The organism is Microbacterium sp. cf332 (assembly GCF_900102175.1).
Taxonomy (GTDB): domain Bacteria; phylum Actinomycetota; class Actinomycetes; order Actinomycetales; family Microbacteriaceae; genus Microbacterium.
The window spans coordinates 51,668-71,977 of record NZ_FNKN01000005.1 but is presented as its reverse complement, the minus strand read 5'-3'; the positions used below and the strand labels follow the sequence as shown (position 1 = coordinate 71,977).

The following is a 20,310-nucleotide window of genomic DNA, read 5'->3' as shown; positions in this document are numbered from 1 at the left end:
GTGAACATCCTTCAGATCCTCAGCAACACCGCGGCCCAGATCCTCGCCCCGGCGACGCTCGGCTACATCCTGGCCGCCATCGGGCTCTCGGTGCACTTCGGCTTCGCCGGTCTGCTCAACATGGGCGTCGCCGGCTTCATGGCCATCGGCGCGTACGGGTTCGCGATCTCGATCCTCACCTTCGGCCTGGCCTGGCCGGTCGCGGCGCTCATCGGTCTCATCGCCGCGGTCGTCTTCGCCCTCGTGATGGGCATCCCGACGCTGCGCCTGCGCGGCGACTACCTCGCGATCGTCACGATCGCCGCCGCCGAGGTGCTGCGTCTGCTCTTCCTCACGTCGGCGTTCCGCAACCAGACCGGATCGGCCGACGGCCTCTCGGGGTTCCAGGCCGGCTTCCGGGCGAGCAATCCCCTGCCGCCCGGGCGCTGGGGCTTCGGCCCCTGGACCTACCAGTCGGACCAGTGGTGGGTCATCATCGTCGGCATCATCACGATCGCGATCGTCATCACCCTCGTGTGGCTGCTCATGCGCAGCCCGTGGGGACGCGTCATCCGCGGCATCCGCGAGGACGAGGACGCCGTCCGCTCGCTCGGCAAGAACGTGTTCGCGTTCAAGATGCAGGCGCTCATCGTCGGCGGCGTCATCATCGCGGCCGGCGGCATCGTCACCGCGATGGGCACGAACGTCAACCCGAACGTGTATGTCACCTCGCAGACGTTCTACGTCTGGACCGCCCTGCTGCTCGGCGGTGCGGCCACCATCTTCGGCCCCGTGCTCGGCGCGGTGCTGTTCTGGGTGGTCCGCGCATTCCTCTCGAACCTGCTGCCGGCGCTCGTGAACATCGGATGGCTGCCCTTCCTGACCACCGAGCAGAGCCAGATGCTCGTGTTCGTGCTGGTCGGCGTGGCGCTGATGCTGCTGGTGATCTTCCGCCCGCAGGGCATCCTCGGAAGCAAGAAGGAGCTGACCTTTGTCCGCTGACGTCGTTCCCCCCACCCCGCGCCCCAAGGCGACCGGCCTGCACAAAGACGACGGCAGCGGCGAGGTCCGCCCCGGCGTCGCGAAGAACGACCCGATCATCGTCGCCGACGGGGTCAAGCGCATCTTCGGCGGTCTGACCGCCGTGGACGTCGAGCACCTCGAGATCCCCCGCGGCGCCATCACGGCGCTCATCGGACCCAACGGCGCCGGCAAGACCACGCTGTTCAACCTGCTGACGGGCTTCGACAAGCCCAACTCGGGCTCGTGGTCGTTCGACGGCAAGAACCTGGCCGGCATCCCCGCCTTCAAGGCGGCACGCATGGGGCAGGTCCGCACGTTCCAGCTGACCAAGTCGCTCGGTCTGCTCACGGTGCTCGAGAACATGAAGCTCGGCGCTCCGAAGCAGACCGGTGAGGGCATCTTCGCCGGCATCCTGCCCTTCCTGTGGCGCAAGCAGGAGACCGCGATCGAGGAGAAGGCCCGCGGGCTGCTCGCACGCTTCAAGCTCGACACGAAGGAGAAGGACTTCGCCGCCTCGCTCTCGGGCGGGCAGCGGAAGCTGCTCGAGATGGCGCGAGCACTCATGAGCGACCCCGTCCTCGTCATGCTCGACGAGCCGATGGCCGGTGTGAACCCCGCGCTGACGCAGTCGCTGCTCGACCACATCCTCGACCTGAAGGACCTCGGGATGACCGTCGTCTTCGTCGAGCACGACATGCACATGGTCCGGCACATCGCCGACTGGGTCGTCGTGATGGCCGAGGGACGCGTCGTCGCCGAGGGACCGCCCGACACCGTGATGCAGAATCCCGCCGTCATCGACGCGTACCTCGGCGCCCACCAGGACGTCGACCTCGGCGTCGTGACGGGCCGTCACGCCGGTGAGCTGCCGCCGGAGGCGGAGGAGCTCCTCGAGACGGTGCACGAGCTCGACCAGGCGATCGACGAGGCGCCGACGGATGCCGCCGGCGCTCCGGACGCCGAGAAGGATGGGGACCGCAAGTGACCGAGAACGTCGTCGAGCTGTCCGACGTCCACGCGGGCTACCTGCCCGGTGTCAACATCCTCAACGGGGCGAACCTCACCGCTGCTCCGGGCGAGCTGGTCGGCATCATCGGCCCGAACGGTGCCGGCAAGTCCACGATGCTCAAGGCCATCTTCGGACAGGTCAAGGTCCGTTCGGGCTCGGTGAAGCTCAACGGCGAGGAGATCACGGGCCTGCGCGCCAACAAGCTCGTCTCGAAAGGCGTCGGCTTCGTGCCGCAGACGAACAACGTCTTCCCGAGCCTGACGATCGCCGAGAACCTGCAGATGGGGGCGTACCAGCGCCCGAAGGTGGTCGCCGAGCGCACCGACTTCGTCACGTCGATCTTCCCCGACCTCGCCAAGCGCCTGCAGCAGCGGGCGGGCTCGCTGTCGGGTGGCGAGCGTCAGATGGTCGCCATGGGCCGCGCGCTCATGATGGACCCGTACGTCCTGCTCCTCGACGAGCCGTCCGCGGGTCTGTCGCCGTCGCGTCAGGACGAGGCCTTCCTGCGGGTGTCCGAGATCAACAAGGCCGGGGTCACCACGATCATGGTCGAGCAGAACGCACGGCGCTGCCTGCAGATCTGCGACCGCGGCTACGTCCTCGACCAGGGCCGAGACGCCTACACGGGTACGGGCCGCGAACTGCTGAACGATCCCAAGGTCATCGGCCTCTACCTCGGCACCCTCGGCACCTGAGCCCTCTGGCTCGGCCAGGGCCGGGGTTCGTGCCTCTTCGCCTGGCAGTTCTCGCCGCCTCTCTCTCACGGAGGGGGCGGGAACTGCCAGGCGAACTGCTTTTCCGGGATGAGGCGCGGCACGCAGCGGGGGGGGGCTCCTCCCCCGCGGGGAAGAGCGACGAGCTGCGCGCAGGTCGAGAGGCTGCCGTCTGCGCTGCGGAGCACCGTCGGCATGATCGAGGGATGCCGCGACGCCCGGAGCCCCTCCCCGCATCGCTCGGCGAGGCGTTCTCGTGCGCCACCGCGTCGTCCTGACACAGGCGGGGCTGCCGGAGCCCCTCCTCGACCGCGAGGTCCGGGATCCCGGCGGGCGGTTGGCGGGCATCGCGGATGCCGTCTGGCCCGAGCACGGCGTCATCGCCGAGGTCGAAAGCGACCACCATCGCACGTCGCGGAGTCAGTGGGCGCGCGACATCGAGAAGCACAGGGCGTATGCCGCGCTGGGGTTCGAGGTCGTGCGGCTGACCTCGGCGCACATCCGGCACCCTCACCCGCTCGCCGTGCCGATGGTGCGCGACGCGCTGCGGCGAGGCGGGTGGTCCTCCGCCCGCTGACGGGGCGCGCTCGCCCGAGGGCGTGGGCCACAACCGCCGACCGACGCCGCGATGCCCTGGCCCCGCTCTTTCGCCTGGCAGCAGGTGCCCCATCACACCCCGGGATGCGGCTGCACGCGCCAACCGACCCTCGCTCCGCCCGGCGGGCACACGACGAAGGGCCCCGGTCGAGATGACCGGGGCCCTTCGTGCGCGGGGTCAGCCGACGCGGAGGAACTCGTAGTTGTTGTCGTCGCCGTACTCGAAGACACCGATCGACGCCTCGGTCGGGTCGCCGACCTCGTCGAAGGTGATCGGGCCCGAGACGCCGTCGTAGTCGGCGGCCTCACCGGCGATGATCAGGTCGGCGCACTCGGCGAACGTCGTGCACTTCGTGCCCTCGCCCGTGCCGCCCGAGACGGACTGCAGGTTCGCTGCGACGTCCGGGCCCGCCGTCGAGCCGGCCTGAAGCGCCGCGAGGGCGAGCAGGACGACTGCGTCGTAAGACTCGGGAGCGTACGTGTAGTCGGCGAGCTCGGCGTTGCCGGCACCGGTCCAGTACGCCTGGAGGCTGTCGCGGAACGAGCTGATCGTCGAGGGGTCGACGGCCGGGTAGGTGCCCTTGGCGCCGGCCAGCGTGCCCGGGTCGAAGTCCTCCGAGAAGTTGGCGAGGTTGCCGTCGACGAAGTACATCTTGTCGGCCGGGAACTCGGCGCCGATCAGCTCGGGGATGATCGTCTTGACCTCTTCGAAGGTGATCAGGGCGATCGCGTCGGGACCGGCCGCGAGCACGTCCTCGACCTGGGCCGAGAAGTTCGTGTCACCGGTGTTGTACAGCGAGGTCGCGACGACCTCGCCGCCGGCGGCCTCGAACGCGGCCTTCGTGAAGCACGCGAGACCGGTGCCGTAGGCGTCGTTCAGGACGATCATGCCGAGCGTCTCGTTGCCGTCGGCGCCGATGAGGTTACCGAGCACCTCGCCCTGGAGCACGTCCGAGGGGGCGGTGCGCCAGTACAGGCCCTTGTCCTCGTATCCCGTGAAGGCGGCCGACGTGTTGGCCGGCGAGAACTGGATGGCGTCGGCCGCGATGACCTGGTCGATGAACTGCAGGGACGTGCCCGAGGAGGCCGCGCCGATGATCGCCGTGGCGCCTTCGCCCAGCAGACGCGGGATCTCGGTCTCGTACGCCTTGTTGTCGGTGTCGCCCGAGTCGCCCTGCTTCAGGTCGATCGTGATGCCCTTGCCCGCGGCGTTGATCTCCGACGCGGCGAACTCGGTGGCCGAGATCTCGGGCGGGCCGAGGAAGGCGAGGTTGCCGGTGACGGGCAGGGCCGTACCGATCGTGTAGGTCAGGTCGGTGCCCGGACCGGTCGAGGTCGAGGTGTACTCCGGCGTGTAGGACGCGGGCGCCGCTGCGTCGCAGTCGATCGGGAAGTCGGCCGCCGCACTGTCGCCGCCGGCGTCTCCCGAGGCGGCGGGTTCGCTTCCGCCGGCACAGCCGGCCAGGACGAGGGCACTCGCGCCGATCACGGCGATACCGCCGAGGACCTTCGCGGTGCGGGAACGGGTGAGAACGCCCATTGTGCTCCTTGATGAGTCGGAACGCGGCACCGAAGCCCCGCGAGGTTGGGTCAAACCTAGTGGCGCTCTCGCGTCGGCGATGTTGCGATGTGTTAACGGTCTGTTACGCGACCCAATCGTTATCTGCCCGTGTCCGCGAACCCCGGAATTCCGCGGGTGGTACCGGTGCCAGCGATCAGACCACCGGCGCGACGTCGGATGCCGCGTCCGCGCGCTTCGAGCGGCGGGCGCCGCGCAGCGAGTCGACGCTGAGCACGACGAGGGCGAGCCACACGAGCCCGAAGCCGATCCATCGCTCCAGAGGCATCGGCTCGCCGAGGATCCATGCACCGGTGATGAACTGCAGGATGGGGGCGACGAACTGAAGCAGGCCGATGACGGTCAGGCTGCTGCGCCGCGCCCCGGCGGCGAAGAAGAGCAGCGGCACGGCCGTGATCACGCCCGCGAGCGTGACGAGCAGCGTGTGCGCGGGGCTGACCGAGCCGAACACCAGCCCGCCCGTGAGGGCGACGACGATCGCCTGCACGATCGCGACGGGAGCGAGCCAGAGCGACTCGAGCGTCAGACCGCTGACCGCGTCCACCGACGGACCGATCTGCTTCTTGACCAGGCCGTAGGTTCCGAAGCTCGCGGCGAGGGTGAGGGCTATCCACGGGAACGCCCCGTAGCCGACGACGATGACGCCGACCGCGACCGCGGCGATGGCGATCGCGATCCACTGCGCCACGCGCAGGCGCTCCTTGAGCACGAGCACGCCCAAGAGCACCGTGACGATCGGGTTGATGAAGTACCCGAGGCTCCCCTCGATCACGTGTCCCGAGAGGGTGCTGTAGAGAAACACCTGCCAGTTCACGTAGATCAGCAGGCCGGCGACGATCGTCCACATGACGAGACGCGGCGTGCGCAGGATCGCGACGAGCTTGCCCCACGCCCGCAGCACCGTGAGGAGGATCGCGCAGAAGACGAGCGAGAACAGGATGCGCCAGGACACGACCTCGAACGGGCCCATGGGCGCGAGGGTGAGGAAGTAGAGGGGCATGAAGCCCCAGAGGACGTACGCCGAGAACGCGTAGACCCCGCCGAGCGAGCGTTCACGGGCGGGGTCGAGGGGTGTCACGAGCCAAGCATAGGACGGTCATGACACGAGCGCGCGTGGCGGACTGCCATCGGTCGTCGTCGGACTGCCAACGCTTTCGCGACGTATGACGAAGGCCCGGATGCGATGCGCACCCGGGCCTTCGTCGAAGAGCTCTGCGTCAGCGGACGACGACGGCGAGGACGTCGCGCGCCGAGAGCACGAGGAACTCGTCTGCGCCGAACTTGACCTCGGTTCCGCCGTACTTGCTGTAGATCACGCGGTCGCCGACGGCGACGTCGAGCGGAACACGGTTGCCGTTGTCATCGATGCGGCCGGGACCGACGGCCACGACCTCGCCCTCCTGGGGCTTCTCCTTGGCGGTGTCGGGGATGACCAGACCACTCGCAGTGGTCTGCTCGGCCTCGACCTGCTTGATGACGATGCGGTCCTCGAGCGGCTTGATGGAAACCGACACGGTCTACCTCTTTCTTCGACAAGACTTGTTGGCAATCTCACCCTGAGAGTGCCAGCAACGAGTCTAGGGGGACGTTGGCACTCACGCAACGCGAGTGCCAACGTCGCGAGGGAGCCCGCGGTGTCGCCCGTAGGCTGTCGGGGTGGATCACGCCGAGCTCTCCGCGTTGCTGACCCCCGAGGGACTCCGTCTCGTCGACGCCCTGCGCATCACGTCGACGGCGGATGCCGCGGCAGCGGTGTCGCGGCTGCGGCGCGAAGGCCTCCCCCCCGATCTCGTCTCCGCCGTCGTCGGCCAGGCCCGCCTGCGCGAGCGCGCACGGGCGAAGTTCGGCCCGTTCGCCGACCGGATGCTGTTCACGCGTGCCGGACTCGAGCAGGCCACGCGCCTCGCCGTCGCAGCTCGTCACGCCGGACGGTTCCGCGACGCGGGCATCGCGCACGTCGCCGACCTCGGCTGCGGGATCGGCGGCGACGCGCTCGGCTTCGCCGGGATCGGGCTCGATGTCCTCGCCGTCGACGCGGACGAGGTCACCGCCGCGATCGCGGCGTACAACCTCGCCCCCTTCGGCGCGTCGGCTCGTGTGCGTCATGGACGCGCCGAGGAGACCGATCTCACGGGCATCGACGCGGTCTGGCTCGATCCCGCGCGCCGCACCTCGGGCCACGGCGAGACGCGCCGGGTCGCGGCATCCGACTACACACCCTCGCTCGATTGGGCGTTCGACCTGGCCGGACGGATGCCCACCGGCATCAAGCTCGGTCCCGCCTTCGACCGCGACGACCTTCCCGAGCACGGCGAGGCGCAGTGGATCAGCGCCGACGGGTCGACCATCGAGCTGGTGCTGTGGTCCGGGACGCTCGCGCGCCCCGGCGTGGGCCGTTCGGCCCTCGTCCTGCGCGGAGACCGCGCCGCCGAGCTGACGGCGCAGGCTGACGCCGACGACGCCGCGCCGCGCGAGCTCGGCGCCTACCTGCACGAGCCCGACGGGGCCGTGATCCGCGCTCGCCTCATCGGCGAGGTGGCGCGCGAGCTGGATGCCGGCATGCTCGCGGGCGGCACGGCGTACATGACCTCCGACGACGGCCGCACGAGCCCGTTCGCGGCGACGTTCCGCGTCCGGGAGGTGCTGCCGCTCAAGACCCGCGACATCGACGCCGCCCTCAAGCGATCCGGCATCGGCATCCTCGAGATCAAGAAGCGCGGCGTCGACATCGATCCGGCCCAGTTCCGCAAGAAGCTCGCGCTCGCCGGGTCGGGCGCGGCCACCCTCTTCCTCACGCGGATCGCCGACCGCCGCGTCGCGGTGCTCGCCGACCGGGTCGACGACACCGTCGGCGGCTGAATCAGCCGATCAGGTCGGCCCGGTAGGCCGCCCAGACGAGCCACCCCGCGCTGTAGAGCACCGAGAGCACACCGAGCGCGAGCGCCCAGAGGGCGATCGTCCTGCTCTCCCACGGGCGCCGGAGCGCGATGACGGCCGTCACGACGGCGGCGATCCCGAGCGGCACCGCCCACCCCACGAAGAACGACAGCACGAGCGCGACGATCGACAGCCCCAGCGCCCAGGCCCCGGATCGGGGCAGCACCTCGGGTGCGGGTGCCCATTCCACCCGGGGCGCCTCAGTCTCGCGCTCGACCTCGATCGGCACGGCCAGCGGCGTGGGCTGCGTGAACTCGCGCTGGAACCCGCCGCGATGCTCACCGGGCAAAGCGGTGACGCCGGGCGCCGCGACGACGTCGTCGGAGGGCGCCTCCACCGCCGGGCGCGGGCTGCGGGCGCGGTCGTCGCTCATCCGCGGACCTGGATCTCGGTCACGGGAAGGGTGGAGTCCGCGCCGAACGCGAGGGTGGAGGGCTCGGCGCCCGACGAGATGAGCTCGGCGGCGAGGGCCGCGATCATGGCGCCGTTGTCGGTGCACAGGCTGAGAGGCGGGATGCGCACGGCGACGCCCGCGGCGGCGGCACGTTCGAGCGCGACGTCGCGGAGCCGGCGGTTCGCGATCACGCCACCGCCGAGCAGCAGCCGCGGCACACCGTGCTGCGCGCACGCGTCGAGGGCCTTCGTGACGAGGACGTCGACGACCGCCTCGCGGAACGAGGCCGCGACGTCGGCGACGGGTACCGTCTCACCCGCGGCCTCGCGCTGCTCCACCCACCGGGCCACGGCGGTCTTGAGGCCCGAGAACGAGAAGTCGTAGCGGTGCGCGGCCATGTCGGAGGCGCGGGAGAGTCCCCGCGGGAACCGGATGGCGTTCGGATCGCCGGCCGCCGCGGCCCGATCGATCTCGGGACCGCCCGGGTACGGCAGTCCGAGGATGCGCGCGATCTTGTCGAACGCCTCGCCGGCGGCGTCATCCATCGTCTCGCCGAGCATCTCGACGTCCGAGACCAGATCGCGCACGAGCAGGAGCGAGGTGTGTCCACCGCTCACCAGGAGCGCGACGGTCGGGTACTCGACGTCGTCGCCGGTCAGGATGTCCGCGGCGATGTGGCCGACGAGGTGGTTCACGGCGTAGAGCGGGGCGCCGAGCGAGACCGCGAGGGCCTTCGCGGCCCCCACCCCCACCATCAGCGCACCGGCGAGGCCCGGACCGCTCGTCACGGCCACGGCGTCGAGCTCGTCGAGCGACACGCCCGCCTCGGCCACCGCCGCCTCGATCGCCGGTTGGAGGGCCTCGAGGTGCGCCCGCGCCGCGACCTCGGGGACCACCCCGCCGTAGCGGGCATGCTCGGCCATCGAGCTCGCGATGGTGTTCGACAGCAGTGATCGCCCGCGAACGATGCCGATGCCGGTCTCGTCGCAGCTGGTCTCGATGCCGAGGACGAGGGGCTCGCGGCGAGGGGTCGCACGGGTCATCGGTCGTTGTCTTCCTCGTCGCGCAGGTTCAGCTGCATGATGACGGCGTCGACGTCGTCGGGCTGGTAGTAGCGCGGTCGGCGCGCGATCTCGACGAAGCCCTCCGAGACGTAGAGCCCGTGCGCGACGGGATTGTCCGCGCGCACCTCGAGGAAGAGCTCGCGCGCTCCCCGCTCGCGCGCCTCGCCGACGAGCGCGCGCAGCAGCGCACGGCCGCGACCGACGCCCCGCAGCCCGGCGTCGAGGGCGATGGTCTGGATGTCGGCGTCCGCGGCGCCGTGGATGGCGCGGACACCGCCGTATCCCACGACGCGCCCGTCCTCGACGTCGACGAGGTAGCGGCCGTGGGGCGAGGCGAGCTCGGCCGACATCGCCGTGCGGCTCCAGGCGTCGGACGGGAAGGACGACTCCTCGAGCGACATGATGGCATCGAGATCGTCGCGGGTCGCCGTGCGCAGGCTCACGTGCCCACCTTCTTCGGTCCGGCGGAGATCGTGACGTCGGGCGCGCGCAGGTACAGCGGCTCGGCTGCGTCGGTCACCGCCGTCCCGGAGGCGAGCCGCTCGGCGGCGATCCGCGCGAGGGCCGCAGCGCTGATGGAGGTCGTCTCCGCCAGTTCGGATGCCGGAGCCCCGAACAGCTCGACGGGATCGGTCGACGCGCGCAACACGAGGTGAGGATCGACGATTCGCACCGGCTCTCCGCTCTCGACGCGGTAGACCGAGACGGCTACCTCGCGACGGCGCGCATCGGTCACGACGGCGAGCGGCTGCCCCTCGACGACGGGCGCGCTGTCGGCCGCGTTCGCGGCGACGGCGAAGGCGGGGTCCGCGAGCGCTCGGGCAGCGGCGTCGTGACTGGCGACTGCGACGACGGGGATCCCGCGGCCGAGAGCGAACGCCCGCGCCGCGGCGATGCCGACCCGCAGCCCCGTGAACGGGCCGGGCCCCATCCCCGCGGCGACCGCCGTGACGTCGGCCGGTCCGACGCCCGCCGCGGCGAACGCCCGGTCGAGCAGATCGCCGATGACCTCGGCGTGCCCGCGCGGGTCGGGACTGACGATCTCGGCGAGGATGCCGCCGGCCGGGTCGACGAGCGCGACCGCGGTGCCGATCGAGGTGTCGATGCCCAGAATCACGTCACCCAGGGTAGCCCGGCCCGGGAGCCGTGTGCTCAGGGACGGCGCGTGACGGTGACGAGACGCGGCGCCGCATCGGCCATCTCGGCGGCGGCGGGACCGCTCGTGCCGCAGGCGTTGTCGAGACCCGTGCCGCTCCAGCCGCGCTCGAGCTCGATCTCCCACCAGCTGTCGCGCAGACCGTCCACCATGCCGTGGCCCCACTCGACGATCGTCACGCTGGCGTCGAGATCGAGATCGAGGTCGGACAGCTCAGCGGGCGAGCCCAGTCGGTAGGCGTCGACGTGCACGAGCGGCGGCCCGTCGACGAGCGACGGATGCGTGCGGGCGATGACGAAGGTCGGGCTCTGGATGGGTCCGCGGACCCCGAGACCCGCGCCGATGCCGCGGGTCAGCGTCGTCTTGCCCGCGCCGAGCGGACCCGTCAGGACGACGAGGTCGCCGGCGCGCAGCCGCGAGCCGATCTCGCGCCCCCACGCCTCCATGTCCTCGGCCGAGGTCACCTCGCGCTCGCCCAGGTACTCATCCAGTCCGCTCATGGCCGCCCTCCCGTCATCTCGGACGATACCGCCGTGCGATGCACGCGGGGGCCGATCCGGGTGACGATCTCGTAGTCGATCGTGTCGGCGGCATCGCCCCATTCGGCGGCAGCCGGGCGACCGAGCGTCGGGTCGCCGAAGAGCACGACCTCGTCGCCGACGGCCACTTGCGCGTCGCCGACGTCGACGACGAACTGGTCCATCGCGATCCGGCCCGAGACGGTGAAGCGTCGGTCGCCGATCATGACGGGGCCACGCCCGGACGCCTGTCGGGGCACGCCGTCGGCGTAGCCCAGCGGGATGAGCGCCAACGTCGTCTCGGCGGCGGTGCGGTGGGTGTACCCGTACGAGACGCCCTGGCCCGCCGGCACGCGGCGCACGGCCGCCACGGAGCTGCGGAGCGTCATCGCCGGACGCAGGCCGAGGTCGGCGGACGAGCGGTCGGCGAGGGGCGAGAGGCCGTAGATCGCGATGCCCAGGCGCACGCAGTTCAGCCGCGCCTCGGGGAGCGCGATCGCCGCGTTGGACGCGGCGATGTGGCGGAGCGGTGGCCGGACGCCCACCTCGGCCGCGGCGTCGAGCGCGTCGTGGAAGCGCGCGAGCGCGGCGCGGTCGTCGGCGAGGCTCGTGTTGGAGAGGTGGCTGAAGACGCCGACGACCCGCAGATGCCCGACGCGCTCGAGGCGGGCGGCCTCGGCGCAGACGCGCACCCATTCGCGCGGCTCGACTCCGTTGCGTCCGAGGCCCGTCTCGACCTTGAGGTGCACTCCCACGGGATGGTCCGGGGATGCCGCGGCAGCGGCGGCCTGCAGCTGCACGATGCTCGAGATCCCGAGCTCGATGCCGTGCTCCGCGGCGGAGCGGAAGTCGGGATCGGGTCCGTGCAGCCACGCGACGACGGGAGCGGTGATGCCCGCCCGACGCAGGGCGACCGCCTCGGCGATGTCGGCGACGCCGAGACGCGAGGCACCGCCCGACAAGGCAGCCGTGGCCGCTCGCACCGCGCCGTGCCCGTATCCGTCGGCCTTGACGACGGCGATCACCTCGGTCTGCACCAGGCGCCGCAGGTGCCGGACGTTCTGCTCGATGGCCTCGACGTCGATGAGCGCCTCGCGGAGCGGCCGCCCGGTCACGGGGCGCCCTCGGCGACGACGTAGGCGGTGGCGAGGTTCGCGTCGTGCGAGAGCGAGAGATGCAGCGCGGTGATGCCCCGCCGCGAGACCGTCGCCGCCGTCTCGCCGGTCAGGGCGAACACCGGACGGCCGGAGGCCTCGGATGCGATCTCGATGTCGACCCAGTGGACGCCCTCCGAACCGCCGAGCGCCTTGATGAGCGCCTCTTTCGCGGCATACCGTGCCGCCAGCGAGCGCGGCTTGAGCGGGCGCTCGGCGGGCGAGAACAGCCGTTCGAGCAGACGGGGGGTGCGCTCGAGCGAGCGCTCGAAGCGCGGCACGTCGACCAGGTCGACGCCGATGCCCGCGATCACGGCATCCCCCGCTGCTCCGACCGGCTCACTCGACCGTGACCGACTTGGCGAGGTTGCGCGGCTGATCGACGTCGAGCCCCTTCGCCGTCGCGAGACCCATCGCGAAGACGTGCAACGGCACGACCGCGAGGAGCGGCTCGAAGAGGGGCTCGGCGAGCGGGATGCGCAGCACCTCGTCGGCGAAGGGCAGCACGGCGGCATCGCCCTCCTCGGCGACCGCGATGATACGGGCGCCGCGGGCGCGGATCTCCTGGATGTTCGAGACCACCTTCGCGTGCAGCAGCGGCGAGCTCGTCGGAGAGGGCACCATCACGAAGACCGGCTGTCCCGGCTCGATGAGCGCGATCGGACCGTGCTTGAGCTCGCCGGCGGCGAAGCCCTCGGCGTGGATGTACGAGATCTCCTTGAGCTTGAGTGCCCCCTCGAGCGCGATCGGGTATCCGACGTGCCGACCGAGGAAGATGACCGAGCGCGTGTCGGCCATCCAATGGGCGAACTGCTCGATGTGCTCCTGCTCGCTCGCGAGCACGCGCGCGATCTTCTCGGGCACGGCCTCGAGCTGGCTGACCTGCTCGGCGATGGCGTCGTCGGTGAGCGCGCCGCGCACGCGGCCGACGTGGAGCGCCAGCAGGTAGAGCGCGGTGATCTGCGCGACGAAGGCCTTCGTCGACGCCACGGCGACCTCGGGTCCGGCGTGGGTGTAGACGATCGCGTCGGACTCGCGCGGGATGGTGGCGCCCTGCGTGTTGCAGATCGAGAGGGTCTTCGCCCCGGCCTCGCGGGCGTACTTGACCGCCATGAGCGTGTCCATGGTCTCGCCCGACTGGCTGATCGAGACCACGAGGGTGCGAGCCCCGATGACCGGGTCGCGGTAACGGAACTCGTGCGCCAGCTCGACGTCGACGGGGACGCGGGCCCACTGCTCGAGGGCGTACTTGCCCACCATGCCGGCGTAGGCGGCGGTGCCGCAGGCGATGACGATGATGCGGTCGATGCCGGTGAACAGCTCGTCGAGTCCCTCGAGTTCGGGGATCTGCACGAGTCCGTCGTGCACCCGACCGCGGATGGTGTTGGCGACGGCCTCGGGCTCCTCCGAGACCTCCTTGGCCATGAACGAGGACCATCCGCCCTTGTCGGCGGCGGCGGCATCCCACACGACCTCGAACGGCTCGACCTCGACGGCGGCACCGGAGAAGTCGGTGACGGTGACTTCCTGCGGGGTGATCGCGACGATCTCGTCCTGCCCGATCGCGAGCGCGTGCCGGGTGTGCTCGACGAAGGCCGCGACGTCGGATCCGAGGAAGTTCTCGCCGTCGCCGAGCCCGATCACGAGCGGGGAGTTGCGGCGGGCGCCGACCACGAGGCCGGGCTGGTCGCGGTGCAGGGCGAGGAGAGTGAACGCGCCCTCGAGACGAGACACCGTCGCTCGGAATGCCTGCGTGAGATCGCCCGATGCCTGGTACTCGCGACCGAGCAGGACGGCGGCGACCTCGGTGTCGGTCTCGCTGCGGAACGTGTACCCCTCGGCGACGAGCTCGGACTTCAGCTCGGAGAAGTTCTCGATGATGCCGTTGTGGATGACGGCGAGCTTGTCGTCGTCGGCGAGGTGCGGGTGCGCGTTGGCGTCGGTCGGACCGCCGTGGGTGGCCCACCGCGTGTGGCCGATGCCGGTGGTCCCGTCGGTGAGCGGGTGCGCGGCGAGATCGTCACGCAGCACCTGCAGCTTGCCGGCGCGCTTGCGCGTTCCCAGCGACCCCTCGCCGTCGATGACGGCGATGCCTGCGGAGTCGTAACCGCGGTATTCGAGGCGGGCCAGACCCGAGATGAGGATGTCCTGCGAGGGACGGGGACCCACGTAGCCGATGATTCCGCACATGGGGTCCATCCTAGATCGCGGCAGCGGCCCGATCCGGCTGACGCGACCCGCCCCGGCGCCTGGCGGGGACGACGGATCAGCGGGAGGCCGCGCCGTCGAGCGCCGCCAGCACGGCGTCGACGACCTCGAGGTTCGAGAAGATCGCGTCGTGGCCGCACGCGCCGCCGAACGGGGGCGCGGCGACCTGTCCCGAGAGCACCTCCCCGATGCCTTCGAGGCCGGGTGCCAGGTCGGTGCGGCAGGTGATGACCGTCGCGTCATCGGTGCCGGCGACGGCCGAGGTCTCGGCGACGAGACCGTCGCCGAGTCTCGCCTCCCAGGTCTTCCCCGACGTCAGCGGCATCGCCACCACCGCCGAGCCGGCGATCGCGTGCACGTGCAGTCCCGGGGGCCAATCCGGCAGGTCGGCGAGGTCGGTCGAGCCGGCGCGCAACGCCGTGCCGCCGGGCCCGAGCGCGGCGATGCCGGTGCGGATGATGGGCGGCAGCTCGCACCCGGCGAGGGCGTCGGACGCGAGCTGGTTGTTGCACACCGCGCCGATCCACGGCAGCACGAGGTTCTGCAGCACCGGCAGGGTCGACATCGTCGCCCGGATGACGCCGGCGATGTCGACCGCGACGTTCGCGATGTCGGAACCCTGCGTGGGTGTGCCGACGGTGACGACCTCGCCGATGAGCGCCGCCACGTCGGGATCGTCGCGGAGCGCGTATCGCAGTGCCAGACCGCCCATCGAATGCGTCACGATGTCAACGGGTCCGTCGACGCTCGCGGCGATGGTGCGGATGGCCGCGGCCAGGTTGTCGGCGGACCCGTTCGAGCCGACCCACCCCGCCGAGTTGGCGGAGTAGTCGAAGGCGTAGACCGCGACACCGGGCATGGCCTCGAGCCGCTGCTGCAGCGACGCGGACATCCCCCGCGCGACGCGTGCGCCCGAGCCGTCGCGCCATTGGACCGGGCGGGCGAAGGGCGACCGTGCGAAAGAGCGCTGATCCTCGGCGTCGGGGAGCACCGTGCTCAGCCAGCCGTGCACGAGGAGCACGGCCCGCGAGTCCTGCTCGGCGCTGTCGCTGAAGCGCACGATGCGGTCGCCGGCAGCGGCCGTCACGGCGCCCGTCGCGACAGCCGGAGCGAACGCGGACGACGCGGCGGCCGGTGCGAGGGTGGCGGTCGCAGCCAGCAGGATCACCGTGCTGAGGGCGACGAGAGAACGCCACCGCGAACGCCTCCGACGCACCCGCGAGCGCGCGCGTAACACAGCGCGCACGAGCGCGCGTGGACGACGCCCCAGTTCCATGGATTCATACCTAGCAGGTTGTGATGACGGGTGCGTAACGCAATACCGGGAGGTATCCTGCGCCGGGCAAGACGAGGGCCCTCTCGAGTCAGCCATTTGGGGACTGATTTACTCGAGAGGGCCCCGCAACACCCGCACGCTCTCGGTCGGGCCGTTGGGGACGGCGGGGCGACCGAATCACCGCTTGGGGAACGGTTCGAGTACTGCGCAGGCAAAGGAAGCCTAGCGGATGCACGCTGGGAGGGCACCGATTGCCGAAAGTGTCTTGTCCCCCTATTGGCGGACACGAGTCGGCGCTGTACGATCAACCTCGACGCGCAGACTCCCTGCTTTTGGGGGGTATGGGAGTCATGATGTGTGTCGAACTCAAGGTGTCGATGGGGATCTGTGCACCGTGAGGGCGTTGTGCAGTGCGCAGCCGCGCACGCGCACTGCACAACGCACACGGGCCACGACACGCCGAGGGCATCCACCCGATATTGATGCTTCCGGCCATCGCGAGGCTCTGACATACTGAGCGCAGCCCGTGGCTACGGCCCGGGCGCAACGCGGGGGATTTCGACTCGCCGGGATGGGACCCGGCGCACTCGACCCGGCGGTGTTGGGGAACGGGATGCCGGACGAATTCGGCTCCCGCTGGGGAATTGGGGACAGGTATGACGAGGCGACGTCACGCGCTCGCACGGCTGCTGGGGAGCAGCCCGCGCGTCGGTGTCGACCGGGTCGGGCCGACTCCGCCCGCGCGGTCACGGCCGACGCTCCGACACGCGCCGCATGGATGTGGCGGCTCACGCTCGATCACCGCGACCCGGGCCCCGGCCTCGCCGGCTCGTCCGATCGGACCGCGCGGTCTCGGGTCGTACCCCTCCCCCTGAGTGGGGGCCGTCCACACCCAGGCGTGCCCGTCGTCCGTTCGGATGGCGGGCACGCCGCTTCTCGGAGCGGGTTTCAGACCTTCCGGAGAAGCACGCGCTCGACCGCGTGCGAGGCGCCCTTGTGCAGGATGAGTGTCGCGCGGTGCTTGGTCGGCAGGACGTTCTCGACCAGGTTCGGCAGGTTGATGTCGTTCCAGAACCCCCGGGCCATGGCGACGGCCTCGTCGTCGCCGACGTCGGCGAAGGTGTTGAAGTACGACGACGGGTTGTTGAACGCCCCCGCCTTCAGCGCCATGAAGCGATCGAGGTACCACTGGCTGATGTGCTCGGCGTCGGCGTCGACGTAGATCGAGAAGTCGAAGAGGTCGCTGACCGCCACCTCGTGGGGGGCCGGCGGCGGCGCCAGCACGTTGAGGCCCTCGACGATCACGACATCCGGGCGTCGCACGGTGATCTGGGCGTCGGGGACGATGTCGTAGCGCATGTGCGAGTAGAACGGCGCGTGGACCTCGGGTGCACCGGATTTGACCTCGGTCAGGAACTCGATCAGCGCGCGCCGGTCGTACGACTCCGGGAACCCCTTTCGGGCCATCAGCCCGCGGCGCTCGAGCTCGGCGTTCGGATACAGGAAGCCGTCGGTGGTCACGAGCTCGACGCGCGGCGTGCCCGGCCACCGGCTCATCAGTTCGCGCAGCAATCGCGCGACGGTGGACTTGCCGACGGCGACGGACCCGGCGACCCCGACGACGAAGGGGGTCGTGCTGTCCTCCTCGCCGAGGAACGCGTCGGTCGCGGCACCGAGGCGGCGGGTGGCACTGGCGTAGAGCGAGAGCAGACGGCTAAGCGGCAGGTACACCTGCGCGACCTCGCCGAGGTCCATGCGATCGCCGAGACCGCGGAGCTGGACGATCTCGGTCTCGGTGAGGGGCTGCTCGACGCCAGCGGCGAGCCGCGACCAGTCGGCGCGGTCGATCTCTCGGTACAGCGCGGGGGCGAGCGGCGTCAGCGCCTGCACATCTTCAGGGGACATCGCGCTCATCGTAGCCCGCGGGCGCCCTCCGCACCGTGCGATCGGCCCGGCCGACTACTGTGAGCGTGTGCGTCTGGGAGTCCTCGACATCGGTTCGAACACCGTCCACCTGCTCGTCGCGGACGTTCGGCCGGGCGGGCGCCCGCTCGCGCGGACCAGCAAGCGCACCGTGCTGCGGCTCATGCGCTACCTCGAGCCCGACGGAGCGATCAGCGAGGAGGGCGTGCGCGCGCTCGTCGCTGCCGTGACCGAGGCGGTGGCCGTGTCACGCACCGAGAACGTGGCCGAGCTGCTCGCGACGGCGACGAGCGCGGTCCGCGAGGCGGCGAACGGCGCTCACGTGATCGCCGCCATCGAGGAGGCCCTCGGCCAGGACCTGCAGGTGCTGGGCGGCGAGTCCGAGGCGCGGTTCACCTTCCTCGCGGTGCGGCGATGGTTCGGCTGGTCGGCGGGCCAGATCCTGCTGTTCGACATCGGCGGCGGGTCGCTCGAGATCGCGGCGGGCAGCGACGAGCTGCCGGACGCGGCGGCATCGGTGCCGCTCGGCGCGGGCCGGATGACCGTGCAGTTCCTCGCCGACGACCCACCGGGCGAGGGCGCGGTGGAGAGACTGCGCGAGCATGCCCGCGCGACGCTCCGGCCCGTCGTGGCGTCGATGTCGGATGCGGCCCGACCGGACCACGTCGTCGGTTCGTCTAAGACGATCCGCTCGCTCGCGAAGCTCGCCGGGTACCCGGTGCCGGGCTGGTCCGGCATCGAGCGGATGACGCTGCCGCGATCGGCGCTCGGGTCGTGGATCCCGCGCCTCGCGCGCATCCCCGCCTCCGCCCGGCAGGAGCTGCCGGGCATCACCGCCGACCGCACCTTCCAGATCGTCGCGGGCGCGGTCGTGCTGCACGAGGCCATGCGCGCATTCGACGTCGACGAGCTCGAGATCTCGCCCTGGGCCCTGCGCGAGGGCGTGCTGCTGCGCTACATCGAGTCGCTGTCGTGGAGCGCGCCGCCGGCCTGACCGACCGCCGCGAGCGACGGAGCGCCCGTCGGCACCGACGCCTCGAGCACGACGTCGCCGCCGCGCTGGAACACCCGCGCCGACGGGCCGAGGCCCGCGACCCCGAGACCCGGTCCGCGCGCGTCGACGCGCAGGCGACCGGGCGTGCTGACGCGCACCGCCAGCACCGCCCCGTCCTCCGCACTGCGTACCTCGATGGTGGCGGACCGCGCCGCAGCATGCTTGACGGCGTTGACCAGTCCTTCGGCGACGACGGCGACGACGCGGGTCGACACGAGTGCGTCCGTCATCGCGCTCGTCGCGGCCGCATCGACATCCGATGAGACCGTCAGCACCGGCTCCCAGATCGCGACCGTCTCGGCCAGATCGGCCGGCCGCACATCGGACGGGAGCCCCGTCCCGAGGGCGGCGGAGAGGCCCTCCCCGACGGCGACCTCGAAAGCGCGGATGTCGGCGGGCGTCGCGACCTCGTCGTCGACCTGGGCGGCGAGCACCACGCACGTCCCCTGCACGCGGCCGTGGAGGACGTCGGACGCGTGTACGAGGTTCTGCCGCGTCCCCGAGGCCCGGTCCGCCGCCGATCGCACGACGACGCGCAGCGCCCGGCCGAGGCGCCGCGACTCGACCGTGCCCCGGTGGACCGCCTCGGCGCACAGCGCAGCGATGACGGCGACCCCGGGGAGCGAGACGACGGGGATGAAGAAGATCAGCGCGTGCCCGTCGATGATGGCCGAGCCGATCGCCGAGACGAGCAGACCCGCGACCGCCCACCCCGCCACGAGCACGATCCCGCGCTCCCGCCGCGATCGGCGCCGCGACAGCCGCCGCGTCGCGCTGTCGGCCACGAGGCACAGCGCGATGACGCCGACGATGACGACGACGGCGAGGCCGGGCCCGCCTGCCCGCAGCGCGAACGGCGCACTGCCGGCGGCGAAGATCGCGCCGACCAGGCCGACGGCGGGCGGCCGGAGCCGCTCCCAGAAGACGCGCGTCCCGCCCGGGAACGGAGCGGATCCGCCCTCGGGAGCGACGTCGGCGAGTTCGAGACCGGCACGCCGCCGCGCGCGGTGGCTGGCATCGCGGACGATTCCGGAGAAATCTCGGACGCGGTCGAAGTCGAGGGCGGTCGAGAGGAGGGTCGTGAGCGCGACGCGCAGAGTCGCGATCTCGGCGGCGAGGAAGTCGCGGCTCTCGCGTTCGTAGCGGCCGGCGCGGAGCTGCTCGTCCGTGACCGTGCGCAGCGCCTCGGCCAGGCGCGAACGGGCGACGCGCGAGCTCGCGTAGAGCTGTTCCGTGACGGCGACCAAGGAGAGGATGCTGACCCACGCGACGACATTGGTGACGATGCGCTCGGCCCACGCGGGGTCGGGTCCGAGGCCGAATGCGCCGACCGCCAGCATGTCGTTGAGGAACGGCCGGCAGACGGCTGCCGCGACGAGGGCGACGAGGACCAGCACACCGCGTGCTGTCGACGATGACATGCGCCGCTCGGCGAGCGCCACGAGGAACAGCGCACCGCTGAGCAGCAGCGCGACGATCAAGGAGGCGAGCTGCGCCGTCAGGAACTCGCGCGGCGTCTCGACCGTCGCATACGGGGCGAGGACGATGACCGCCAGCGGAACCGCGACGACGGCGCTCCAGGGGGTGAGGAACCGTCCGCTCGATACGGCATCCCACCAGATCACGACCCCGGTTCGCACGCGCGGACGACGTCGCGACGTCCGCCCCCGGGTCACATCCGCCCCCTCGACATTCGCGGGTCGATCATTCGCTGGCGGAAATCCTA

Annotated in this window: 20 protein-coding genes; 6 read left to right on the top strand and 14 right to left on the bottom strand. The window is 71.3% G+C overall.

Going from position 1 to position 20,310, the window contains the following annotated elements; genetic code table 11:
• The 4 genes from BLT21_RS15350 (at position 1) to BLT21_RS15335 (ending at position 3,301) form a co-directional block, all read left to right on the top strand.
• The gene (locus BLT21_RS15350) at positions 1-981 is read left to right on the top strand and encodes a branched-chain amino acid ABC transporter permease (RefSeq protein WP_091503908.1); all 981 of its coding nucleotides are present in this window, start codon (positions 1-3) and stop codon (positions 979-981) included.
• Positions 971-1,987 carry an ABC transporter ATP-binding protein gene (locus BLT21_RS15345; protein ID WP_091503905.1) on the top strand — a complete coding sequence of 339 codons (1,017 nt, stop codon included), beginning with the start codon at positions 971-973 and terminating at the stop codon, positions 1,985-1,987. Before BLT21_RS15350 ends, BLT21_RS15345 begins: the two co-directional genes overlap by 11 nt.
• The gene (locus BLT21_RS15340; protein WP_091503903.1) at positions 1,984-2,706 is read left to right on the top strand and encodes an ABC transporter ATP-binding protein; all 723 of its coding nucleotides are present in this window, start codon (positions 1,984-1,986) and stop codon (positions 2,704-2,706) included. The genes BLT21_RS15345 and BLT21_RS15340 overlap by 4 nt, the downstream gene beginning before the upstream one ends.
• Before the next feature lie 274 nt (positions 2,707-2,980).
• On the top strand, positions 2,981-3,301 hold the full coding sequence (locus tag BLT21_RS15335) for a hypothetical protein (RefSeq protein WP_091503900.1): 321 nt from the start codon (positions 2,981-2,983) through the stop codon (positions 3,299-3,301).
• A gap of 198 nt (positions 3,302-3,499) precedes the next feature.
• Here BLT21_RS15335 and BLT21_RS15330 read toward each other — a convergent pair whose 3' ends face one another.
• The 3 genes from BLT21_RS15330 to groES all read right to left on the bottom strand — a co-directional run bounded on the left by BLT21_RS15330 (position 3,500) and on the right by groES (position 6,414).
• Positions 3,500-4,861 (bottom strand): ABC transporter substrate-binding protein, encoded by a 1,362-nt coding sequence (locus tag BLT21_RS15330; RefSeq protein WP_091503897.1) that lies wholly within the window; start codon positions 4,859-4,861, stop codon positions 3,500-3,502.
• Positions 4,862-5,036: 175 nt separating this feature from the next.
• Positions 5,037-5,978 (bottom strand): EamA family transporter RarD, encoded by a 942-nt coding sequence (rarD, locus tag BLT21_RS15325; protein WP_091503894.1) that lies wholly within the window; start codon positions 5,976-5,978, stop codon positions 5,037-5,039.
• Between the two features lie 139 nt (positions 5,979-6,117).
• Positions 6,118-6,414, bottom strand: a complete 297-nt coding sequence (groES, locus tag BLT21_RS15320; RefSeq protein WP_023954390.1) for a co-chaperone GroES — start codon at positions 6,412-6,414, stop codon at positions 6,118-6,120.
• Between the two features lie 142 nt (positions 6,415-6,556).
• Between groES and BLT21_RS15315 the strand changes: the two genes are divergently transcribed.
• On the top strand, positions 6,557-7,759 hold the full coding sequence (locus BLT21_RS15315; RefSeq protein ID WP_091503891.1) for a THUMP-like domain-containing protein: 1,203 nt from the start codon (positions 6,557-6,559) through the stop codon (positions 7,757-7,759).
• Position 7,760: 1 nt separating this feature from the next.
• Here BLT21_RS15315 and BLT21_RS15310 read toward each other — a convergent pair whose 3' ends face one another.
• The 10 genes from BLT21_RS15310 to coaA form a co-directional block, all read right to left on the bottom strand.
• Positions 7,761-8,210 carry a hypothetical protein gene (locus tag BLT21_RS15310; protein WP_091503888.1) on the bottom strand — a complete coding sequence of 150 codons (450 nt, stop codon included), beginning with the start codon at positions 8,208-8,210 and terminating at the stop codon, positions 7,761-7,763.
• Positions 8,207-9,274, bottom strand: coding sequence for a tRNA (adenosine(37)-N6)-threonylcarbamoyltransferase complex transferase subunit TsaD (gene tsaD / locus BLT21_RS15305; RefSeq protein WP_091503885.1), 1,068 nt, complete (start codon positions 9,272-9,274; stop codon positions 8,207-8,209). The genes BLT21_RS15310 and tsaD overlap by 4 nt, the downstream gene beginning before the upstream one ends.
• Entirely contained in the window at positions 9,271-9,738 is a 468-nt protein-coding gene (gene rimI, locus BLT21_RS15300; RefSeq protein ID WP_091503883.1) for a ribosomal protein S18-alanine N-acetyltransferase, read from the bottom strand. The genes tsaD and rimI overlap by 4 nt, the downstream gene beginning before the upstream one ends.
• On the bottom strand, positions 9,735-10,412 hold the full coding sequence (tsaB, locus tag BLT21_RS15295) for a tRNA (adenosine(37)-N6)-threonylcarbamoyltransferase complex dimerization subunit type 1 TsaB (protein WP_091503880.1): 678 nt from the start codon (positions 10,410-10,412) through the stop codon (positions 9,735-9,737). The genes rimI and tsaB overlap by 4 nt, the downstream gene beginning before the upstream one ends.
• A 35-nt stretch (positions 10,413-10,447) precedes the next feature.
• The gene (gene tsaE / locus BLT21_RS15290) at positions 10,448-10,951 is read right to left on the bottom strand and encodes a tRNA (adenosine(37)-N6)-threonylcarbamoyltransferase complex ATPase subunit type 1 TsaE (protein ID WP_091503878.1); all 504 of its coding nucleotides are present in this window, start codon (positions 10,949-10,951) and stop codon (positions 10,448-10,450) included.
• Entirely contained in the window at positions 10,948-12,084 is a 1,137-nt protein-coding gene (alr, locus tag BLT21_RS15285; RefSeq protein ID WP_091503876.1) for an alanine racemase, read from the bottom strand. The genes tsaE and alr overlap by 4 nt, the downstream gene beginning before the upstream one ends.
• Positions 12,081-12,437 (bottom strand): holo-ACP synthase, encoded by a 357-nt coding sequence (locus BLT21_RS15280; protein ID WP_091503873.1) that lies wholly within the window; start codon positions 12,435-12,437, stop codon positions 12,081-12,083. Before BLT21_RS15280 ends, alr begins: the two co-directional genes overlap by 4 nt.
• A 25-nt stretch (positions 12,438-12,462) precedes the next feature.
• Positions 12,463-14,313 (bottom strand): glutamine--fructose-6-phosphate transaminase (isomerizing), encoded by a 1,851-nt coding sequence (gene glmS / locus BLT21_RS15275; protein WP_091503870.1) that lies wholly within the window; start codon positions 14,311-14,313, stop codon positions 12,463-12,465.
• A 76-nt stretch (positions 14,314-14,389) separates the two neighbouring features.
• A complete protein-coding gene (locus BLT21_RS15270) occupies positions 14,390-15,499 on the bottom strand; it encodes an esterase/lipase family protein (protein WP_091503868.1) in 1,110 nt (369 codons plus the stop codon).
• Positions 15,500-16,555: 1,056 nt separating this feature from the next.
• Positions 16,556-17,512 carry a type I pantothenate kinase gene (coaA, locus tag BLT21_RS15265; protein ID WP_091503865.1) on the bottom strand — a complete coding sequence of 319 codons (957 nt, stop codon included), beginning with the start codon at positions 17,510-17,512 and terminating at the stop codon, positions 16,556-16,558.
• Positions 17,513-17,579: 67 nt separating this feature from the next.
• Here coaA and BLT21_RS15260 point away from each other — a divergent pair, with 67 nt between their 5' ends.
• Positions 17,580-18,524 carry a Ppx/GppA phosphatase family protein gene (locus BLT21_RS15260; RefSeq protein WP_091503863.1) on the top strand — a complete coding sequence of 315 codons (945 nt, stop codon included), beginning with the start codon at positions 17,580-17,582 and terminating at the stop codon, positions 18,522-18,524.
• On the opposite strand, the gene BLT21_RS15255 is transcribed toward BLT21_RS15260, so the two are convergent.
• Complete coding sequence (locus BLT21_RS15255) at positions 18,485-20,224, bottom strand: ATP-binding protein (protein ID WP_143025013.1); 1,740 nt, start codon at positions 20,222-20,224, stop codon at positions 18,485-18,487. The genes BLT21_RS15260 and BLT21_RS15255 overlap by 40 nt on opposite strands.
• Positions 20,225-20,310: the final 86 nt, after the last annotated feature.